The 18,264-nt window shown below is 65.6% G+C and carries 20 protein-coding genes; 12 read left to right on the forward strand and 8 right to left on the reverse strand.

What is annotated here, in order from left to right:
• Window positions 1-105 precede the first annotated feature (105 nt).
• Complete coding sequence (locus tag C1922_RS01470) at window positions 106-1,749, forward strand: fatty acid--CoA ligase (RefSeq protein ID WP_108751445.1); 1,644 nt, start codon at window positions 106-108, stop codon at window positions 1,747-1,749.
• A 6-nt stretch (window positions 1,750-1,755) separates the two neighbouring features.
• Here C1922_RS01470 and C1922_RS01475 read toward each other — a convergent pair whose 3' ends face one another.
• Window positions 1,756-2,160: a hypothetical protein gene (locus tag C1922_RS01475; protein WP_108751446.1), complete on the reverse strand. Its 405-nt coding sequence runs from the start codon at window positions 2,158-2,160 to the stop codon at window positions 1,756-1,758.
• A 236-nt stretch (window positions 2,161-2,396) separates the two neighbouring features.
• Between C1922_RS01475 and C1922_RS20315 the strand changes: the two genes are divergently transcribed.
• Complete coding sequence (locus C1922_RS20315; RefSeq protein ID WP_159091829.1) at window positions 2,397-2,606, forward strand: hypothetical protein; 210 nt, start codon at window positions 2,397-2,399, stop codon at window positions 2,604-2,606.
• Between the two features lie 111 nt (window positions 2,607-2,717).
• Here C1922_RS20315 and C1922_RS20320 read toward each other — a convergent pair whose 3' ends face one another.
• Entirely contained in the window at window positions 2,718-2,891 is a 174-nt protein-coding gene (locus C1922_RS20320) for a hypothetical protein (RefSeq protein WP_159091831.1), read from the reverse strand.
• Between the two features lie 124 nt (window positions 2,892-3,015).
• The gene (locus C1922_RS01485) at window positions 3,016-3,966 is read right to left on the reverse strand and encodes a hypothetical protein (protein WP_159091833.1); all 951 of its coding nucleotides are present in this window, start codon (window positions 3,964-3,966) and stop codon (window positions 3,016-3,018) included.
• Window positions 3,967-4,302: 336 nt separating this feature from the next.
• Here C1922_RS01485 and C1922_RS01490 point away from each other — a divergent pair, with 336 nt between their 5' ends.
• The gene (locus C1922_RS01490; RefSeq protein WP_108748162.1) at window positions 4,303-5,061 is read left to right on the forward strand and encodes a DUF3011 domain-containing protein; all 759 of its coding nucleotides are present in this window, start codon (window positions 4,303-4,305) and stop codon (window positions 5,059-5,061) included.
• Window positions 5,062-5,160: 99 nt separating this feature from the next.
• Here C1922_RS01490 and C1922_RS20485 read toward each other — a convergent pair whose 3' ends face one another.
• Window positions 5,161-5,625, reverse strand: coding sequence for a hypothetical protein (locus tag C1922_RS20485; RefSeq protein WP_199912212.1), 465 nt, complete (start codon window positions 5,623-5,625; stop codon window positions 5,161-5,163).
• Between the two features lie 32 nt (window positions 5,626-5,657).
• Window positions 5,658-6,581 (reverse strand): hypothetical protein, encoded by a 924-nt coding sequence (locus C1922_RS01500; RefSeq protein WP_108748163.1) that lies wholly within the window; start codon window positions 6,579-6,581, stop codon window positions 5,658-5,660.
• Between the two features lie 502 nt (window positions 6,582-7,083).
• Between C1922_RS01500 and rocF the strand changes: the two genes are divergently transcribed.
• The 3 genes from rocF (at window position 7,084) to C1922_RS01515 (ending at window position 8,733) form a co-directional block, all read left to right on the forward strand.
• A complete protein-coding gene (gene rocF, locus C1922_RS01505) occupies window positions 7,084-8,004 on the forward strand; it encodes an arginase (protein WP_108748164.1) in 921 nt (306 codons plus the stop codon).
• Window positions 8,005-8,171: 167 nt separating this feature from the next.
• Window positions 8,172-8,309: an entericidin A/B family lipoprotein gene (locus C1922_RS01510; protein ID WP_108748165.1), complete on the forward strand. Its 138-nt coding sequence runs from the start codon at window positions 8,172-8,174 to the stop codon at window positions 8,307-8,309.
• 202 nt (window positions 8,310-8,511) lie between these two features.
• Window positions 8,512-8,733: a CsbD family protein gene (locus C1922_RS01515; RefSeq protein ID WP_108748166.1), complete on the forward strand. Its 222-nt coding sequence runs from the start codon at window positions 8,512-8,514 to the stop codon at window positions 8,731-8,733.
• Window positions 8,734-8,813: 80 nt separating this feature from the next.
• Here C1922_RS01515 and C1922_RS01520 read toward each other — a convergent pair whose 3' ends face one another.
• On the reverse strand, window positions 8,814-9,641 hold the full coding sequence (locus C1922_RS01520) for a hypothetical protein (protein WP_108748167.1): 828 nt from the start codon (window positions 9,639-9,641) through the stop codon (window positions 8,814-8,816).
• A 108-nt stretch (window positions 9,642-9,749) separates the two neighbouring features.
• On the opposite strand from C1922_RS01520, the gene C1922_RS01525 reads away from it, so the two are divergent.
• The 4 genes from C1922_RS01525 to C1922_RS01540 all read left to right on the forward strand — a co-directional run bounded on the left by C1922_RS01525 (window position 9,750) and on the right by C1922_RS01540 (window position 14,253).
• Entirely contained in the window at window positions 9,750-11,042 is a 1,293-nt protein-coding gene (locus C1922_RS01525; protein ID WP_108748168.1) for a tryptophan--tRNA ligase, read from the forward strand.
• Window positions 11,043-11,133: 91 nt separating this feature from the next.
• Window positions 11,134-11,430, forward strand: coding sequence for a hypothetical protein (locus C1922_RS01530; RefSeq protein WP_108748169.1), 297 nt, complete (start codon window positions 11,134-11,136; stop codon window positions 11,428-11,430).
• Between the two features lie 159 nt (window positions 11,431-11,589).
• The gene (locus C1922_RS01535; RefSeq protein ID WP_108748170.1) at window positions 11,590-12,522 is read left to right on the forward strand and encodes an MBL fold metallo-hydrolase; all 933 of its coding nucleotides are present in this window, start codon (window positions 11,590-11,592) and stop codon (window positions 12,520-12,522) included.
• Between the two features lie 78 nt (window positions 12,523-12,600).
• Window positions 12,601-14,253, forward strand: a complete 1,653-nt coding sequence (locus tag C1922_RS01540; protein ID WP_108748171.1) for a M28 family metallopeptidase — start codon at window positions 12,601-12,603, stop codon at window positions 14,251-14,253.
• 201 nt (window positions 14,254-14,454) lie between these two features.
• Here C1922_RS01540 and C1922_RS01545 read toward each other — a convergent pair whose 3' ends face one another.
• Window positions 14,455-14,790 carry a hypothetical protein gene (locus C1922_RS01545; protein WP_234413502.1) on the reverse strand — a complete coding sequence of 112 codons (336 nt, stop codon included), beginning with the start codon at window positions 14,788-14,790 and terminating at the stop codon, window positions 14,455-14,457.
• 31 nt (window positions 14,791-14,821) lie between these two features.
• Window positions 14,822-16,156 carry an MFS transporter gene (locus C1922_RS01550; RefSeq protein WP_108748172.1) on the reverse strand — a complete coding sequence of 445 codons (1,335 nt, stop codon included), beginning with the start codon at window positions 16,154-16,156 and terminating at the stop codon, window positions 14,822-14,824.
• A gap of 246 nt (window positions 16,157-16,402) precedes the next feature.
• Between C1922_RS01550 and yedA the strand changes: the two genes are divergently transcribed.
• The gene (gene yedA / locus C1922_RS01555; RefSeq protein WP_108748173.1) at window positions 16,403-17,308 is read left to right on the forward strand and encodes a drug/metabolite exporter YedA; all 906 of its coding nucleotides are present in this window, start codon (window positions 16,403-16,405) and stop codon (window positions 17,306-17,308) included.
• Between the two features lie 23 nt (window positions 17,309-17,331).
• On the forward strand, window positions 17,332-18,258 hold the full coding sequence (gene rarD, locus C1922_RS01560) for an EamA family transporter RarD (protein ID WP_108748174.1): 927 nt from the start codon (window positions 17,332-17,334) through the stop codon (window positions 18,256-18,258).
• Window positions 18,259-18,264: the final 6 nt, after the last annotated feature.

Below are 18,264 nucleotides of genomic sequence, written 5' to 3' on the forward strand. Positions count from 1 at the left end.
GCTGCGGCCGGGCACAGGTACCTAGGTACGCTGGCGTGGCCTGCGTGGATCGCTAGTGTGGCCGATGAACCCGGCCGCCCTGACGCGGCCCACAAGGAGCGCACCATGCCAACGGAACACGCCGCCGCGCAGGCCTACCCGCTGCTGATCAAGCAGCTGCTGCATACGCCGCTGGCGACGCGGCCGCAGCAGGAAATCGTCTACGGCGACCGCGTGCGCTTCGATTACCGGACCCTGCAGGCGCGCATCGGCCAGCTGGCCGGCCTGTTGGCGTCGCTGGGGGTGGAGCAGGGCGATACCGTGGCGGTGATGGACTGGGACAGCAACCGCTACCTGGAAAGCTACTTCGCCGTGCCGATGCTGGGCGCGGTGCTGATGATGGTGAATATCCGCCTGGCACCGGAACAGATTGCCTACACGCTGAACCACAGCGGGGCACGGGTGATTCTGGCCAACCGCGATTTCCTGCCGGTGCTGGACGCGCTGCACGAGCAGCTGCCCGACCTGCAGACGCGCATCCTGCTGGATGATGAGGACGGCCCGCTGCCGCCCGGCTTCGCCTGCGAATACGAGGCCGGCCTTCGAGCGGCCACACCGGTCACCCGCTTCCCCGATTTCGATGAGAACACGCGCGCCACCGTGTTCTACACCACCGGCACCACCGGCCTGCCCAAGGGGGTGTGCTTCAGCCACCGGCAACTGGTGCTGCATTCGCTGGCGGCCATGGCCGCGCTGGGCAGTGCCGCCCGCCAGGGGCGCCTGCATCGCGACGATGTCTACATGCCGATCACGCCCATGTTCCATGTGCACGCCTGGGGCGTGCCCTATGTGGCTACGTTGATGGGCATCAAGCAGGTCTACCCGGGGCGCTACCTGCCGGCACGGCTGCTGCAGCTGATCGCCCGCGAACGGGTGACGTTCTCGCATTGCGTGCCCACCATCCTGCACATGCTGCTGGAGCACCCCGAGGCGGCACAGGCCGATCTGCGCGGCTGGAAGGTGATCATCGGCGGTGCGGCGCTGCCGCGTGCGCTGGCCCAACAGGCGCTGGCGCGCGGCATTGATGTCTTCGGCGGCTATGGCATGTCCGAAACCTGCCCGCTGCTGACCCTGGCACAGATCGACCCCGACGCAGTGGCCGATGCGGAACAGGAACTGTCACTGCGCACCAAGGCGGGCATTCCGGTGCCGCTGGTCGAACTGCGCATCGTCGATGCGCAGATGCAGGACGTGGCCCACGACGGCAGTGCCACCGGCGAAGTGGTGGTGCGCGCGCCTTGGTTGACCCCGGGCTACCTGCACAACCCCGAGGCATCGGCGGCGCTGTGGGAAGGCGGCTACCTGCATACCGGCGACATCGGCAACATCGACAGCGGCGGCTACCTACGGGTGACCGACCGCATCAAGGATGTGATCAAGACCGGCGGCGAATGGATCTCGTCGCTGGCACTGGAAGACATCATTGCGCTGCACCCGGCGGTGAGCGAGGTGGCCGTCATCGGCATTGCCGATGACAAGTGGGGCGAACGGCCGCTGCCGCTGGTGGTGCGGCAGGCCGGCAGCGAAGTGAGTGAAGCAGAGATCATCGAACTGGTGGCGGCACGCAGCCGCACCGGCGATATTTCCCGCTACGCCATTCCGCAGCGGGTGCGCTTCGTCGATGCGCTGGAACGCACCAGCGTGGGCAAGATCAACAAGAAGAAGCTGCGCAGCCTGCACGATCCGCAGGGGGTCGCACCGCCGGCGTGATCCGGCTCAGGCGGCCTGCAGCTGCTGCCCCACGTATTCGGCCAGCCCGCGGCAGGCCAGCAGCAGGCCTTCGCGCGTGGCGTCGCCGATATCGTCCTTGGCGGCCCCATCCACGCGCACGCGTTCGGCGGCGTGCAGCAGTTCCAGCACCGTGCCCAGGCCGGCGTTGGCGCGGTCGGCGCGGGCCAGCGCCTGGCCCTGCGCCGGCGAGCAGACCGGCCGCCGCCAGGGTTGGCCATCGGCCGCTTCACCGGCGCGCAGGCGCTGCAGACAGGCGGGCAGGGTGAGCGGATCGGGCACTTCGTTGGCGGCGGCGAAGGCCGCTTCCAGCGGGCGTGCCAGTTCCGGCGGCAGCTGCGCGGCAGCGTCGCCCAGGGTGGCGGTCAGGAACGGGTGTGGCGGTCGGGTCATGCGGGCATCCTCGAAGCGGGGCAGATCGCCACCGGCTGCGGGTGGCGGGCGATGCGTGGCTTCCAAGACCGAGTCGATGAACCGGCGGGCACAGGGCCCCCACGCAACGCCCGCCGTAGAGCCGCGGACGGATTGCCAGCCGGCGTCGTGCAGGAGGCGACGACGCCGACTGGCAAGCGTAAACATCATCGAACAACGGGCTTGGAAGTCCCGGCCACCGGATGAGGTGGCGATTCATGATTGGCACGCGGGAAGAGGCTGCGCCAATTGATTCTCGCGATGCATTCGCACTTTCTGATCAGAAAGTTGAATTGCCGTTTCTGGCTCAAAGCGCGGATTTCAAGGCAAAAACGACAGAATGCGCGCTGCTCAGAAATGCGTTGAATGGCGTGCCGTATCAAACGCCTGATGCGCATCGCATACGGGGGCGTGTAAAGATTACTTAACCCTGCCGGCGTGCCTTCATCCCATCACATGCAGGCCCGCGCGTCCAATGATGGACGCGAGGGCGCCCGTGATCGACGACCCGACTTCTTCTCCGGTCTCAGAAGCCAGGGTCACCTGGCTACGATGGCTGCCACGCCGCCCACCGCGCAGGCCATCCAGGACAGCGTGAGCAGCCGCGTCGCATAGGACTGGTTGGTGAAAGGCGGTGCTCTGCGAAGCCGTGACCTGTAGCAGAGAATGGCGGCGATGAACGCCAGCGACAGCAGCAGGTAGGAACCGGCCACCCAGCCCACCAATCGCGCGGAGCTGCGAAGCCCCGCCATCATCCAAACCCCGCTGGACCACGCGAAAATCAGTAGCGTGGCTAGAAGTACCCGGTTACCGTGCATGGTCTGTCGTCCGCAGTTCTCACGGATTCAACGAGATGATCTGGCACCGCACGCCTGTTGGCGTGTAGGTACAGCCGATCCGGTAGCCCCGATGAATCGGCGGCGAGTTTGGCCCATCCCAGCCCACGCCCAAACGATCAAGGTGTCTGACCATCTCTTCGCCCGACCCGTAACCTGCCGGGGAGTTCGGGAACTCGTAGTTCTGCGTGGCTTGGTCCTGGTTTGCAATGTCCTTTTGCGAGTCAGGAATGACGTTGCCCACCGCATCCCGTGCAGAGCCCGGGATGTAGCTGTAGTCCCGCACGTTCCAGTTGTAGTTCACCAGGATGTACGACCCGTCGGGAAACGGGACACGATTGATGATCGATATAGGCGTGGGCAGAAGAGTGGATTGAATGGCCTGCGAGAACGCAGAGATGGATGCTCGCGTAGACTCGAGGGTGTACCAGAATGGCCCCAGATTTGAGTAGCTGAATGTCCTTTGGATCGCTTCCTGACGGAGTTGTGGGGTAGTCACCGCATCCATGGCATTCATCGGAACTGTTGGGCCGTCATCGGCCGGGGCTGCTGCGGGCTCGGCCAGTGTCGAGTTGCCTGCCCGCCCGAGCTGAACCGGGATGTCAATTACAGGCAGGGTGTGGGTTACTACTGGCGAGCCACCATTGACGTCGTACAACTGCATGCCGGCGTTGAACATCGCGTGTTCCTCGGCCGTCAACATGACTTCCTTGACGACGGGCAGGCCCGCTGCAGAGAGTGGTCCGCCGCCCTGACCTTTGACGTTCATGTGGTACAGGCGGCGATTCCTGAAATCCCAGAAGTAGTAGTCACCCTCGCCGCGCTCCCTTGAAAGCGTCTGGCGCTTTCCAAGGTCGCAGTCGTCGCAGTGAAAAGCCTCAGTAGCCTGCGCGGAAAATCCACAGGCTGTCATCGCGCCTGCGAGCAGTAGATGCAATAGCGGATTCTTCATGATGCTTCGTCTTTCTCTGGAGAAATGACGGCATCTCAGACACCTTTCGCGTGGGTCGTAGCTGCCGTGAGCGGGACGATCACGCGACGGTGCAAGGCCGGTAAGAGGGAAAGTCGACATGTACGAGAATTGGGTCACACAACGCAGCTTCTCCTCTACAAGAATCAGCCTTCCCCTACACGGCAGCGATGGCGAACGCTGGACCCGCCAGCAGGCGAGACACGTCAGCGCCGGCGACCGACGCCGCAGGCCGCAACCCCAGCACTCACAGCCGCTCCGACACCTGCGCCGCATACTCCGCCCATCTGCCCGTTCCGGGCCGCTCGGGAACCGACCATGCGCTTGAAGACGCTGTCTGTTGTTGCCGCTGTGCTGGGTGTTGCGCTCACGACGCCGGCGCTGGCCGCCGTGCCCTTCCTCAATGCCCGCTGCCCCGGTGGCATCGACGTGCACGCCGACGCGGGCGGGCCGGTCTATGTGCAGGGGCGGCAGACCACCCTGAAGCATGTGAATGACCGCTACGCCGAAGCGCGCGATGCACAGAGCGGGCTGACGGTGTCCATCAGCACCGGCGACGATGGCACGCCGCAGGTCAGCTACACCGGCCGCAATGGGGCCAACGGCATCTGCCAGGCCAGCGACAGCGCGGCAGCACCGCCGCCGTCGCCCACGCACCGGCACGACAACGACGGCGATGCCGCGTTGCCCAACGAGGTCACCTGCGAATCCACCGACCAGCGCCAGGTGTCCTGCGACATGAACACCCGTGGCGCCGTGGAAGTGAGCCGTCAGCTCAGCCGCACCCGCTGCGAGCAGGGCGTGAACTGGGGCCTGTCGCGGCATTCGGTCTGGGTAAGTGGCGGCTGCCGGGCGGTGTTCCGCAACACATCCAGCGCACCCCGCGCCGCACCCGCCGGTGATACCGCGCTGGGATCGTGCAATGCGCGCAAGGGCGACCAGGGCACGCTGGTCACCCAGGTGCCGGTGGGCAGCGATTACCAGGAACTGATCATCGACTATGCCGATGGTCGCTTCCTGTGCATGCTGCGCAACAACGGCCAGGTGCAGAGCCTGACGCCGGTGCGCCGCCGGTGACCCCTGCTGCTGCACCGCCGCGTGTCGATCGGCCAGAATCTAAACTAGGCCTTCGCACTTCTGCCCGAGCTGTTTGACACGGAAACGTGAATCCCCACTTCACGTCGCGCCTATCGTGATCTTGCCGCAGTTGCCGAAGCAACCACCAATAATATCGACGCCGCCCCCGGTGGATGCCCCACCACCGCCACCACCCCCACCGCCGCCACCCCCACCGCCGCGTGACGGCTGGGGAAGGGAGGTGGAGATTTCCATCCCAGAATCAAACCGGTCGTTTCCCTGCCAGGTGTAGTCGGCGCAGACAATGCCGTTGCAAACAGTAAGGCGATCTCCCGGTGCAAGCGAGTTCGCAATGGACCAAACACTGCCACCTCGCGGGGCGAGTTGGGACTTCTCCCTCAGCAGCGTTCGATACGTTGCTTCGTCCGGATTTGGCACCGAGACGGAACATTCGCTGCATTGAATGACCGCGGCGCGCTTGCTCGCATGGGATTCTCCCACTGAAAATAGCGAGCTCAAGGCAATGAGTACGACCAACCTATTGGGTGACAGTATGTTCGTCATGTTCGATCTTTTCTGCTCCATGCAATCTATTCCTATTTTTCCGTGCAACACTTGAGGTAAATCTCATTTGCGAGTGATTGGGAGTGGGCTTTCTCCTTGGTGTTTAGTTGGATTTCGTACTTCCTAAGGTCGGCGTCGGTAACCCACCCGGGAGAAACCCTCTGGACGACTTGGGCATAAGCCAGCGCGCGGATGGGGTCTGGGGCGGAAAACTGACCGGACGCATACGCTCGTTCCAAATCTCCGATGGCGGAGATGTTTCCCTGGTCGGCGAGCTCGTTCAGATAGGTCGAAGAGTTATGCTTCCAGTTGCTCAACTTTTCGGGGTCTTGAATTACTTTATTCAGCGATCCAAGTGTTTCTTCTGGAGATAGCGCGTAAGCGCGCATTGCTTCCTGTGAACCCATCGCAGCGGATCGGGATAGCCAGTCGCCTTCGTAGATATCCTTAGCAAGAATGAGCGATTCGCATTCTTTGAGAATTCTCTCCGTTTTCTCCAGAAACCATTTCTCAGCGCCTACGGCGGCCGAGGATTCCGAAAGATCGTCAGCGCGTGATGAGTTGAACGTCCGGCACTCTGAGATAGCTAGGTGGATCTCATATGCCGCATTTGCATCGCCGCGCTCCATTCTTTGCATCAACTGTTGGACATGAAGCAACGCATCGCCATGTGGGCGGAGCTCGCGCGGTCTGATGATCTCGTACGCTCTCGGCCCTAAGGGCCGGAAGGAACCCAAAGGAATTTTCTTGTCGATTTCCAAGCGGTGTGCTGTCGACCCCGCTGAAGCAGGCATCTCCCCGCCCGTCGACTGTTCTGCGGTCTGCACACCAGCGCTGGTGACATCCAGGGAGACGGCGTCACGAGGAGTGTGGAACTCAAAGCTATAGAAGGCGGCTCCCGCGATTCCGATGGCCATCGCCGCGGCGATGGAAATCCCGATTATCTGCTTTTGCATCCTTTCCTCCGTCTCAATTGGGTCGATAATGATTGCAGAGTCCTAGGGCCTTATCCCAACGGACGCCACTGACGCGGTTATCATTTGGAATTCCACGGAGGGAGAATGCTCGACGGGCATTGCGCGGCGCGTCGCAACGCAGGTCAGGGGGTCGAATTTCAACTAATTGATCTTTTGTCCGAAAGTGGCAAATCCGACAGTGCCGTGAACGTCGTCGCGGAAAGCACAATTTCCTACTGGAATGCGCGGAGGAAGCGCGTCCGCGATGTAGTTTTTTCCTACCCGGTCGTAGCCACTGCTTCCGCCCAAGAGCACTTGGAAGCTGTGATTACGTGGGTGCGGAATGGAATTGCTGGGAAGATCACTGTGCCGCCCTGCGCAGCAGGCAGCGCCTAGCTCAAATACGCCTACGCCGCCGCTGACCCCCGCTGCTGCACCGCCGCGAGTGGTGTCACACGCCTCTGGCTAGACTGTGCTTCTTTTTCGTTCGCAGGAGGCACCCATGGCCCATCCCATTTCCGTCACCCTCATTGGTGTGCCGACCGACGTGGGCGCGGGCCATCGCGGGGCGCGGCTGGGGCCGGAAGCCCTGCGCGTGGCCGGCCTGCCCGAGGCGCTGGCCGCGCGTGGCGTGGACGTGCGCGACCTGGGCAACCTGGACGGCCCGCGCAACCCGTGGACGGCGCCGGTGGCCGGCTACCGCCACCTGGATGAAGTGGTGGCCTGGAACCGTGCACTGATGGAGGCCAGCTACGCCGAGCTGCAGGCCGGGCGCATGCCCATCATGCTGGGCGGCGACCATTGCCTGGGCATCGGTTCCATCACCGCCGTGGCACGCTGGTGCCGGGAGCAGGGCAAGACCCTGCGCGTGCTGTGGCTGGATGCGCATTCGGATTTCAACACCAGCGATGTCACCCCGTCGGGCAACATCCACGGCATGCCGGTGGCCTGCCTGTGCGGCCTGGGCCCGGACGAACTGACCCGGCTGGGCGGCAGCGCCCCGGCCATCGCCCCCACCCAGGTGCACCAGATCGGCATCCGCTCGGTGGACCCGGACGAGAAGCGCCTGATCAAGACCCACCGGGTTGATGTGTACGACATGCGCTACATCGATGAGAACGGCATGAAGCGCACGGTGGAAGCCGCGCTGGCTGGTGTGGATGAGAACACCCACCTGCATGTCAGCTTCGACGTGGATTTCCTGGACCCCAGCATCGCCCCCGGCGTGGGTACCACCGTACCGGGCGGGGTGAACTACCGCGAGGCGCAGCTGGTGATGGAAATGATTGCCGACAGCGGTCGCATGGGCTCGCTGGACATCGTGGAACTGAACCCGCTGCTGGACAACCACAACACCACTGCCGAGCTGGCCGTGGACCTGGTGGAGAGCCTGTTCGGCAAATCCACCCTGATGCGCGACTGAGCCGGCCTGCCGCAGTCTGAATGGCCCGCTGCGTCGTTCACACTCGCTCCACGCCGTTGCCGCCAGATTGCACGTCAAGCGACGACGATGCCTTCGGGTACCGCCGCCAACCGACAGAATCCGACCCGCGATGTGCGCGGTGTAGCGGCCAACCCAAGGAGAAGCTCATGAAGCGTGTAGTTGCCCTGATGCTGTTGTCGATGTTCTCGGTGGCCATGCTGTCCGGCTGCAATACCGTTGCCGGTGCCGGCAAGGATGTGCAGAAGGCTGGCGAAAAGGTCGAGGATGCCGCCAAGGGCAACTGAGCCTGCGGTGGTGCGACACACGGAAAGGCCGGGCATGTCCCGGCCTTTTTCGTGCGCGCGTGCAGCGGCCGTGCCACGCGCCGGGTAGTGAACCATTCAAGCACGTGAGCGTGCCTTTCATTTTGGATTGACCGCTGTTCAACGGGCTGTGCGCGAAGCTGGAGCCACGGTAAGAACGCCGTTGCAACCAAGGATTCCAGCAATGAACAAAGACATCATTTCCGGCAAGTGGTCGCAGCTGAAGGGTAAGGCCCAGGCCAAGTGGGGCGATCTGACCAACGATGATTTCGATGTGGCAGAAGGCAACGCCGAATATCTGGCCGGCCGTCTGCAGGAGCGCTATGGCTGGGCGAAGGACCGTGCCGAGAAGGAAGTCAGCGAGTTTTCGGACAGCGTGCGCAAGGATTACCCGGACTTCAGGTAAGTCCTGCGCTCAGACCCCCTGAGCTTCCCCCGCAGCCCGACGCCCGCGCCGAAATGGTGCGGGCGTCGTGCTGTGTGCGCTCAGCGGCGCGCCGGCGGATCGGGCACGTAGCGGTTGGGGAAGGCCTGCGGCTCCTGCGCCAGACGTGACGGTTCATCCAGGCGGATGCCACGTGCGCGCAGGTTGCGGGCACTGTCGTAGCGCAGCTGCACTACCTGGGTGGGCGTGCGGCTGGCGCGCTCGAACTGGGTGTCGCGCACCTGCGAGTACTCGCGCTCGCCATGGCCGGTGCCCAGCGCCGGGGCCTGGCTTCGTGCCTTGCTGGCGCTGCTGCTTTCCATGCGGCTGGCACTGGCGTCGGCCGCGGCGGATTCGGCGGCGGGGGCCGGCGCGGCCGGTGCCGGCGGCGGCAGATGGCGCAGCGGCGGGCGCGGGGTGGGTCGCCAGCGGTAGGCCTCGTTGAACACCGCCATGCCGACCACGCCGATGTTGTCCGGCCGCCCGGTGCGGCTGGCGTAACTGCCGCCGGGGCTGCTGAAGACGAACTGGGCCACCTCGTCCTGGCTCTTGCGCCAGCCGGTGATGTCCGCGCTCTGGCCCGGGTCGAGCACGTAGCCGGTCTGCGACGGATCAGCATCTTCGCCGGAAATGGCATTGATGCCGTCCACCGACAGCACCACCAGCACCCGCCTGGGGCTGTCGTTGTACAGGCGCACCGCGTATCGGTGGCCGCGTTCCCCGGCCACCCACTGCTGGCCGTCGGCGGCATAGCTGCGCAGTTCGGTATCGCGGTCGCGGTCCACCAGCACCATCCGCACCGGTTGTTGCGGGTAGGGGGCCGACGGCGGCGGGGCAGGCCGGAAGCCGGCCAGGGGCAGGATCAGCAGCAGGGGCAGCAGGCGCTTCATGGCAGGTCTCCGGTGGGCTCGAGTGAACGAACGCACGGCCGGCGCCGACGGGGTTGGCCCGGCACGCGGTAAACTGGCCCCGTTCATCGAAGGTTTCCGCACGCAGTCATGACGACCCGAGTCCTTACCGGCATCACCCCCTCCGGCACGCCCCACCTGGGCAATTACGTTGGCGCCATCCGCCCGGCGATCGCCGCCAGCCGCGCGCCGGATATCGAGAGCTTCTTCTTTCTGGCCGACCTGCACAGCCTGATCAAGGCCCAGGACCCGCAGCGCACCCAGCGCGCGACCCTGGAGATCGCCGCCAGCTGGCTGGCCTGCGGCCTGGACCCGGAACACGTGTGGTTCTACCGGCAGAGCGATATCCGCGAAACCACCGAACTGATGTGGTTCCTGACCGCCATCGCCAGCAAGGGCATCCTCAACCGTGCCCATGCCTACAAGGCCGCGGTGGACAAGAACCGCGAGGAAGGCGTGGATGAAGATGCCGGCGTGAGCGCCGGCCTGTTCATGTACCCGGTGCTGATGGCCGCCGACATCCTGATCTTCAAGGCCAACCAGGTGCCGGTGGGTCGTGACCAGATCCAGCACATCGAAATGGCGCGCGATTTCGCCCAGCGCTTCAACCACGTGTACGGCAAGGAATATTTCCCGCTGCCCGAGGTGGTGATCGACGAGCAGGTGGCCACCCTGGCCGGCCTGGACGGCCGCAAGATGAGCAAGAGCTACCACAACACCATTCCGCTGTTCGCCCCGCGCGAAGAGCTGAAAAAGCTGGTGTTCTCGATCCTGACCGATTCGCGCGCACCGGGCGAACCGAAGGACACCGAAGGTTCGGCGCTGTTCCAGATGTACCAGGCCTTCGCCAGCGCCGAGCAGACCGCTGTGTTTGCCCAGGCTTTCGCCGAGGGCATCAGCTGGGGCGATGCCAAGCAGCAGCTGTTCGAGCGCATCGACAGCGAACTGTCGCCGCTGCGCGAGCGCTACAACGCACTGATGGCCGAACCGGAAAAGATCGAAGCGCTGCTGAAGCGCCGTGGCCAGCAGCTGCGCGAACAGCTGGCCATGCCGCTGCTGGACGAACTGCGCCACGCCGTGGGTCTGCGCGATCTGTCCAGCGCAGGCGATATCGCCAGCGACGACGCCGGCGTGGCCCGCGTGGCCCCGCCGCTGTTCAAGCAGTACCGCGAAAAGGACGGCCACTTCTACTTCAAGCTGACGGCCGGGGACGGCACGCTGCTGATCCAGAGCGAAGGCTTCGATTCGCCGCGTGATGCCGGCCAGCTGATTGCCGTGCTGAAGCAGGCCGAGCAGGGCGACGCGCTGCAGAGCGAGCTGTTCAAGCTGGAAGCCGACGTAGAGGCCGTGCTGGCCGCACTGGCGGCGCTGCGCGGCGAGTAACGTGCCGGAACATCACGGCAATGGGTAATCGGTAGGTGCCGATCTTGGTCGGCACGTGGAACTGCGCAACGTCCCTGACGCGGAGTCTGCAATGGCCTGGTTGTCACTGCTGCTGTTCCTGCCCTGGTTCCTGCTGCTGGGCAGCCTGTACTGGCTCTTCCCGCGCCAGCCGCGCACCCTGCGGCGGCGCGTGTTCGACAGCGCCAGCCTGGTGCTGGCCTTCCTGTTGAGCATCGTGGCCATGTTGTGGGGCCACCATATCGGCCTGGTGCAGGCCGGTGCCGGCCCGATCTGGCCGCAGGTACTGGCCGTGCTGTACGCCTACGGCGCGTTCCTGGCGGTGCTGGTGCTGGCACTGCTGCTGCGGCCGAGGTACCTGGCCCGGTAAACCCGCTTTTGTAGAGTCGAGCCATGCTCGACTGCTTTTCCGCCCAGTCGAGCATGGCTCGACTCTACAGGAGCCGCCTCCGACCAAAGCCGCATCGAACCGCGCCCCTGCGGCGGCCTACCATGGGGGTCTGTTCCGCCACCTGCCAGGTGCGTGCCGATGACCGCCGACCCCAGCATCCACACCATCGATACCGGTTTCCAGCGGGCGCAGTTCGATGCCGCCTACCTGATCGTGGAAAACGATCGCGCCGCCTTCGTCGACTGCGGTACCGGTCTGTCGGTACCGGCGATGTTGCAGGCGTTGGCCGATGCCGGCCTGGGCCCGGAAGCGGTGGACTGGCTGCTGCTGACCCACGTGCACCTGGACCACGCCGGCGGCGCCGGCCTGCTGATGCAGCAGTTGCCCAATGCCCGTGCCGTGCTGCACCCGCGCGGCGCACCGCACATGATCGACCCGACCCGGCTGATTGCCGGCGCCACCGCGGTGTACGGTGCCGAGGAAATCGCGCGCAGCTATGGCCGCATCGAGCCCATTGCCGAACAGCGCGTGGTGGTGGCCGACGATGGCCACCGCATCGATCTGGCCGGCCGCGAACTGCTGCTGCTGCACACTCCCGGCCATGCGCTGCACCACTACTGTGTGTGGGATGCGCGCAGCCGCAGTTGGTTCACCGGCGATACCTTCGGCATTTCCTACCGCGAGCTGGACAGCGCCAAGGGCGCCTTCATCTTCCCCACGTCCTCGCCGGTGCAGTTCGATCCCGAGGCCATGAAGGCGTCGATCGAGCGCATGCTGGCGTACGACCCGCAGGCGATGTACCTGACCCACTACGGGCGGGTGCAGCAGGTGCGGGCGCTGGCAGCCGACCTGATCGAGCAGATTGATGCCATGGCCACCATCGGCCGCCAATGCGATGGGCGGCCTGATCGCCATCGCTGCCTGCTGGCGGCGTTGCAGGCGTTGTACCTGGAGCGCGCGCAGGCGCATGGCTGCGCGCTGGACCAGGCCGCAGTGGCCGAGGTGCTGGCCATGGATATCGAATTGAACGCGCAGGGCCTGGCCTGCTGGCTGGACCGCGTGCGTCGCTGAACGCAACGCACGCCGTCATCGCACTGTCACGCTACACTTCAGGGCATCCCTTCCTGCCGTGGTATTGCCGTGAATCCGATGCGCGTGTTGCTGCTGTCGTCCTGCCTGTTCGTCGGGGGCCTGGCCCATGCGGCCAATGATCTTCCCGGTGGTGGCATCGATCCGCAGGCGCTGTCGCGCCACGTGCGCGTGCTGGCCTCGGACGAGTTCGAGGGCCGCGCCCCGGCCACGGCAGGCGAAGAGCGCACGGTGCAGTACCTGATCGAACAGTTCCGCAGCTATGGCCTGCAGCCCGGTGGCGCTGATGGCAGCTGGGTGCAGCCGGTACCGCTGGTGCGTGCGCAGCTGGATGGCGCGGCCAAGGCCAGCCTGGCCCTGAAGGGCGGCACCCGCGCGCTGGTGAACGGCGAGGACGTGACCCTGCAGAGCCTGCAGCCGCGCAAGCGCGTGCAGATCAAGAACGCACCGCTGGTGTTCGTCGGCTACGGCATCGATGCGCCGGAACGCCACTGGAACGACTACAAGGATGTGGATCTGCACGGCAAGATTGCCGTGGTGCTGATCAACGATGCCGACTTCGAAGCCGATGCGCCGGGCGCGTTCGACGGCAAGGCGGTGACCTACTACGGCCGCTGGACCTACAAGTTCGAAGAAGCCGCGCGCCGTGGCGCCGAGGGCGTGCTGATCGTGCACGAGACCGCGCCGGCCGCCTATGGCTGGGCCACGGTGAAGAGTTCGGGCACCTCGCCGCTGTTCGACATTGAACGCAGCAACGCCGAGGCGATGGCCCAGCACACGCCGCTGCGCGGCTGGATGCAGCGCTCGCTGGCCGAGGCGATCTTCGCCGACGCCGGCCTGGATTTCGACGCCGAGAAGCGCAAGGCCATGCAGGCCGACTTCCGCCCGGTGCAGCTGGACAATGCCCGTCTCAGCGCGGAATTCGCGCTGAAGCGCGAGCAGGTGGTGACCCGCAACGTGGTGGCCAAGCTGCCCGGTGGCGAGCACGGCGATGAAGCCGTGATCTTCTCAGCGCACTGGGATGCCTTCGGCATCGGCCAGGCCGATGCCAAGAGCGACCGCATCCGCCGTGGTGCGATCGACAACGCCACCGGCGTGGCCACCGTGCTGGAACTGGGCCGGGTGTTCGCCGCCGGCCCGCAGCCGCAGCGCACGCTGTTCTTCGTGGCCCTGACCGCCGAAGAGAAGGGCCTGCTGGGCGCCAGCTACTACGCGGCGCACCCGCTGGCGCCGCTGGAAAAAACCGCCGCCGTGCTGAACATCGAAATGTTCAGCCCCGATGGCGCCACCCGCGATATTGCCTCGTGGGGCAAGGGGCGCGTGTCGCTGGAAGGGGATCTGGAGCGCGTGGCCAAGGCCCGCGGCCGCAGCTACAGCCCGGACCCCAATCTGGAAGCCGGCTTCTTCTACCGCGCTGACCACTTCGCCTTCGCCCGCCTGGGCGTGCCGGCCATCACCATCGGCCCGGGCCTGGACAAGCTGGACGGTGGCGTGGAAGCCGGGCGCGCGCTGCGCGAGAAGTACTTCGCCAACTGCTACCACCAGGCCTGCGATGCCTGGACCCCCCGCTGGGATCCGGCCGGCCATGCCGCCGATACCCTGCTGGTGTACGACCTGGGCGCCGAACTGGCCAACAGCCGCCGCTGGCCGACCTGGGAAGAAGCGTCCGAATTCCGTGGCGCCCGCGAGAAGAGTGAAGCCGCCCGCCGCTGATGGCGGGGGGGGCTGGATCGGCCGTGGTGGCGTGGGGATGACCGCGCCGCCATGACGGCGGAGGTATGGCATCGGCGCCATGACGCCTGCGGTAGGGTCGACTGTTAGTCGACTTCGCGCGAACCACGGGTTTCATGCGTCGGACGGGAAGGCAGTCGACTGACAGTCGACGTCACCCAGCCGCCATCAATCGCGTCGCCGCTACCGGCGGCCACGAAGCAGCCGCCATGCGCCCCAGGCGCTGGCGACCAAAGCGACTAAATACAGGCCGGCCCGCGGACCGGAAGCCAGCGGGCGGCCGGGATTCTCACCGCGATGCAGTTGCAGGTTCATGGGCGTGGTGTCGCCGCCCAGCACCGTGGCCAGCGCCACCAGCAGGGCAATGCAGAACAGCAGCAGGGCGATGCCGAAACCGATACGCGGCCATTGCGCCTGCGCGGGTGGGCGTCGCAGCAGCCAGGCCAGCATCGTAGCCAGGGCCGTGCCCAGTGCCACCCACATCAGCGGGGTGGCCGGGTAAACCGCAGCCACCGGCATTGCACCGGTGGCTGCCATCAGAACCGCAGCGTTACTTGCGGGTGCCGTCGAGCCAGTTCGGGCCCTTGTTGGTGAGGAAGAACACATAGACCACCAACGATACCGCGATCGTGGCGGTTACGTAGATGGCGAACCAGTCCACGTGGCCGGTCTTCAGCGCGCCCTGGTACAGCAGCGGCGCGGTGCCACCGAACAGCGAATTGGCCAGCGCGTAGCCCAGGCCCACGCCCAGGGCACGGATGTGGGCGGGGAACAGTTCGGCCTTCACCACGGCGTTGATGGAGGTGTAGCCGGTGAGGATGACGAAGCCCAGCGCCAGGGTCAGGAAGGCGAGGGTGGCATCGTGCTGGTGCGGCAGCTGGGTGATCAGGTACCAGCTGTACAGCACGCCGCCCACGCCGAAGAACACCAGCAGGCTCTTGCGGCCGATGATGTCCGACAGCCAGCCGCCCACCGGCTGCAGCACCATCAGGAACGTCAGCACGCCCAGGTTGACCAGGGTGGCGGTCATCGGATCGTCGGCGGCGAACGCGCTCTGGATCATCTTCGGGCCGTTCACCGAGTAGGTGTAGAAGGCAATGGTGCCGCCGGCGGTGATCAGGAAGCACAGCAGCAGCGGGCGCCACTGGTGCACGAACAGTTCGTACATCGAACCGGACTTCTTCGCCTTGCCTTCGCGCGCGGCTTCGATCGACGATTCTTCCATCGTCTCGTCCATGCCACGGCGCAGCCAGAACACCACCACCGCAGCGATACCACCGATGCCGAAGGCGATGCGCCAGCCGAACTCGGAGATTTCCGGCTTGCCCCAGACGCTCAGCATCAGGAACAGGGTGAGCTGGGCCAGCACATGGCCACCGACCAGGGTGACGTAGTGGAACGAGGACAGGAAGCCACGGCGGCCGGGAATGGCAGCCTCGGACATGTAGGTGGCGCTGGCGCCGTACTCACCACCGGTGGCGAAGCCCTGCAGCAGGCGCGCGAACAGCAGGATGATCGCCGCCCAGATGCCGATGCTGGCCGCGGTGGGCGTGATGGCGATGAGGAAGGAGCAGACGGCCATCAGGGTGACCGACACGGTCAGCGCCAGGCGGCGGCCATGGCGGTCGGCGAAGCGGCCGAAGAACCAGGCACCGATCGGGCGCATCAGGAACGTGGCGGCGAAGATCGCCCACACGTACATGGTGGAGTTCTTGTCTTCGGGCGAGAAGAACTGCGATTCGAAGTACACGGCGAACACCGAGTACACGTAGACGTCATACCACTCCACCAGATTGCCGGCGGAGCCTTTGAGGGTATTGGAGATCGACCGGCGCAGCGCGGCGCCGTCGGTGCTGGGGACAGCGGAATGGGACGTGGTGCTCATCCGGTTGGGGATCCTCGATGCGGCGCTTCCGTGCGGGAAAGATCGGTGCCAGCCGCGCGCGGGGCGCTGGCGGTCAGCCTCCTGGGTACTGCATCCCATGTCAACGCCAGGTGCCGGAACAGGCGGGGCAGGTCATGGGACCGCACAGGATGACAGCGGCGGGGGGGGAGGAACCATAGCTAGATCGTCGTACGCGATGCAGCCGAACCCTCTAGAATCCGGCTTCCCCCGGCTTTCTGGTGCGCCATGTCGGCTCCCCCTGTTTCTTCTGCGGCTGCCCCCCGGGGCGGCCTTGTTGCGTTGGCGTTGCTGCTGGTCTACGTGGTCTGGGGGTCCACCTACCTGGGCATCGCCAAGGCCCTGCACGGCGGCGCGCTGCCGCTCACCATGGTCTCTGGCAGCCGTTTCATCATTGCCGGCGGGCTGATGTACCTGGCCCTGCGGGTGTTGTGGAAGCTGCCACAGCCGACCCTGCGGCAGTGGCGCAACCTGGTCATCATGGGCGTGACCATGCTGGTGCTGGGCAACGGCATGGTGGTGCTGGCCGAACGCGAGGTGTCGTCGGGTCTGGCCGCCACGGCGGTGGCCTCGGTGCCGCTGTGGATGGCGCTGTTTTCCGCGCTGCGTGGCCAGCACGCCAGCCGCGGCGAGTGGCTGGGCATCGCGGTGGGCTTCGTCGGCGTGGTGTGGCTGAACGCGGGCAGCAGCCTGACCGCTTCGCCCACCGGGCTGGTACTGCTGCTGATCGCGCCGATCGGCTGGGCGTTCGGTTCGGTCTGGGCGCGCGGGCTGGATCTGCCCGGCCCGTTCATGACCGCTGCCGGCCAGATGCTGTGCGGTGGCGTGCTGCTGGTACTGATCGGCCTGGCCGTGGGCGAACGACCGACCACCCTGCCCGATACCGGTGGCCTGCTGGCGATGGCCTACCTGTGCGTGTTCGGCTCCATCGTGGCCTTCACCGCCTACGTCTGGCTGTTGCACAACGTGCGCCCGGCACTGGCTGGCAGCTACGCCTACGTGAACCCGGTAATTGCGGTGCTGCTGGGCGCGGCATTGAATGGCGAGCGCTTCGGCTGGCGCGATTTCCTGGCCATGGCGGTCATCCTGCTGGGCGTGGTGGTGCTCACCATGGCCCGGACCCGAAACAAGTGAAATGACGTAGTGAGCATGACAAAGTGAGCATGGACGAGAAAGAACAACGCCGCGGCCTGCTGGTCACCGCCTCCACCTTCGTGCTGTGGGGGCTGGTGCCGGTGTACTGGCACCTGCTCAACGAGGTGCCTTCGTTCCAGATCATCGCCCACCGCATCATCTGGTCCACCGTGCTGGTGGTGGCCTGGCTGCTGCTGAGCGCACGCCTGGGCTGGTGGCAGAAGATCGCCGCGCAGCCGCGGGCGCTGCCGATCCTGGCCGTATCCAGCCTGACCATCGCCTTCAACTGGGGCCTGTACATCTGGGCGGTGAACGCTGGCCATGTGATCGAAACCAGCCTGGGCTACTTCATCAATCCGCTGGTGAACGTGCTGCTGGGCGTGCTGGTGCTGAAGGAACGGCTGCGCCGCCTGCAGTGGGTGGCGGTGGGCATGGCTGCGGTGGGTGTGGCCTGGCTGACCATTGATGCGGGCACGCCGCCATGGATCGCGCTGGGCCTGGCCTGCTCGTTCGGACTGTACGGACTGCTGCGCAAGCTGGTGTCGGTCGATCCGGTGGCCGGCCTGGGCGTGGAGAGCCTGTACCTGTTCCTGCCGGCGCTGGGCTTTGCGATCTGGGCCGAGAACGGCCACGGCGGCGCGTTCTTCCACGGTTGGGGCTGGCGCAACGATCTGTTGCTGGTGTTCGGCGGCGTGGTCACTGCGGTGCCGCTGATCGGCTTTGCCTACGGGGTGAAGCGCATTCCGCTGTCGTTGGTCGGCATCCTGCAGTACATCGCGCCCAGCCTGCAGCTGCTGCTGGGCGTGTTCTTCTTCCACGAGGCATTCGACACCGGCAAGGCAATTGGTTTTGCGGTGATCTGGGCCGGGCTGGTGCTGTTCGTTGGCGAGAACGTGCGCGCGATGCGGGCAGCGCGGGGTCGGATCCCTTCGCAACGCGAAGGGCTCTGACCCCGA

The organism is Stenotrophomonas sp. ZAC14D2_NAIMI4_7, assembly GCF_003086675.1.
Lineage (GTDB): Bacteria > Pseudomonadota > Gammaproteobacteria > Xanthomonadales > Xanthomonadaceae > Stenotrophomonas.

Coding starts and splice junctions, on each gene's coding strand:
- C1922_RS01470 (WP_108751445.1), top strand. CDS start 106: ATGCCAACGGAACACGCCGCCGCGCAGGCCTACCCGCTGCTGATCAAG.
- C1922_RS01475 (WP_108751446.1), bottom strand. CDS start 2,160: ATGACCCGACCGCCACACCCGTTCCTGACCGCCACCCTGGGCGACGCT.
- C1922_RS20315 (WP_159091829.1), top strand. CDS start 2,397: ATGATTGGCACGCGGGAAGAGGCTGCGCCAATTGATTCTCGCGATGCA.
- C1922_RS01485 (WP_159091833.1), bottom strand. CDS start 3,966: ATGAAGAATCCGCTATTGCATCTACTGCTCGCAGGCGCGATGACAGCC.
- C1922_RS01490 (WP_108748162.1), top strand. CDS start 4,303: ATGCGCTTGAAGACGCTGTCTGTTGTTGCCGCTGTGCTGGGTGTTGCG.
- C1922_RS20485 (WP_199912212.1), bottom strand. CDS start 5,625: ATGACGAACATACTGTCACCCAATAGGTTGGTCGTACTCATTGCCTTG.
- C1922_RS01500 (WP_108748163.1), bottom strand. CDS start 6,581: ATGCAAAAGCAGATAATCGGGATTTCCATCGCCGCGGCGATGGCCATC.
- rocF (WP_108748164.1), top strand. CDS start 7,084: ATGGCCCATCCCATTTCCGTCACCCTCATTGGTGTGCCGACCGACGTG.
- C1922_RS01510 (WP_108748165.1), top strand. CDS start 8,172: ATGAAGCGTGTAGTTGCCCTGATGCTGTTGTCGATGTTCTCGGTGGCC.
- C1922_RS01515 (WP_108748166.1), top strand. CDS start 8,512: ATGAACAAAGACATCATTTCCGGCAAGTGGTCGCAGCTGAAGGGTAAG.
- C1922_RS01520 (WP_108748167.1), bottom strand. CDS start 9,641: ATGAAGCGCCTGCTGCCCCTGCTGCTGATCCTGCCCCTGGCCGGCTTC.
- C1922_RS01525 (WP_108748168.1), top strand. CDS start 9,750: ATGACGACCCGAGTCCTTACCGGCATCACCCCCTCCGGCACGCCCCAC.
- C1922_RS01530 (WP_108748169.1), top strand. CDS start 11,134: ATGGCCTGGTTGTCACTGCTGCTGTTCCTGCCCTGGTTCCTGCTGCTG.
- C1922_RS01535 (WP_108748170.1), top strand. CDS start 11,590: ATGACCGCCGACCCCAGCATCCACACCATCGATACCGGTTTCCAGCGG.
- C1922_RS01540 (WP_108748171.1), top strand. CDS start 12,601: ATGCGCGTGTTGCTGCTGTCGTCCTGCCTGTTCGTCGGGGGCCTGGCC.
- C1922_RS01545 (WP_234413502.1), bottom strand. CDS start 14,790: ATGCCGGTGGCTGCGGTTTACCCGGCCACCCCGCTGATGTGGGTGGCA.
- C1922_RS01550 (WP_108748172.1), bottom strand. CDS start 16,156: ATGAGCACCACGTCCCATTCCGCTGTCCCCAGCACCGACGGCGCCGCG.
- yedA (WP_108748173.1), top strand. CDS start 16,403: ATGTCGGCTCCCCCTGTTTCTTCTGCGGCTGCCCCCCGGGGCGGCCTT.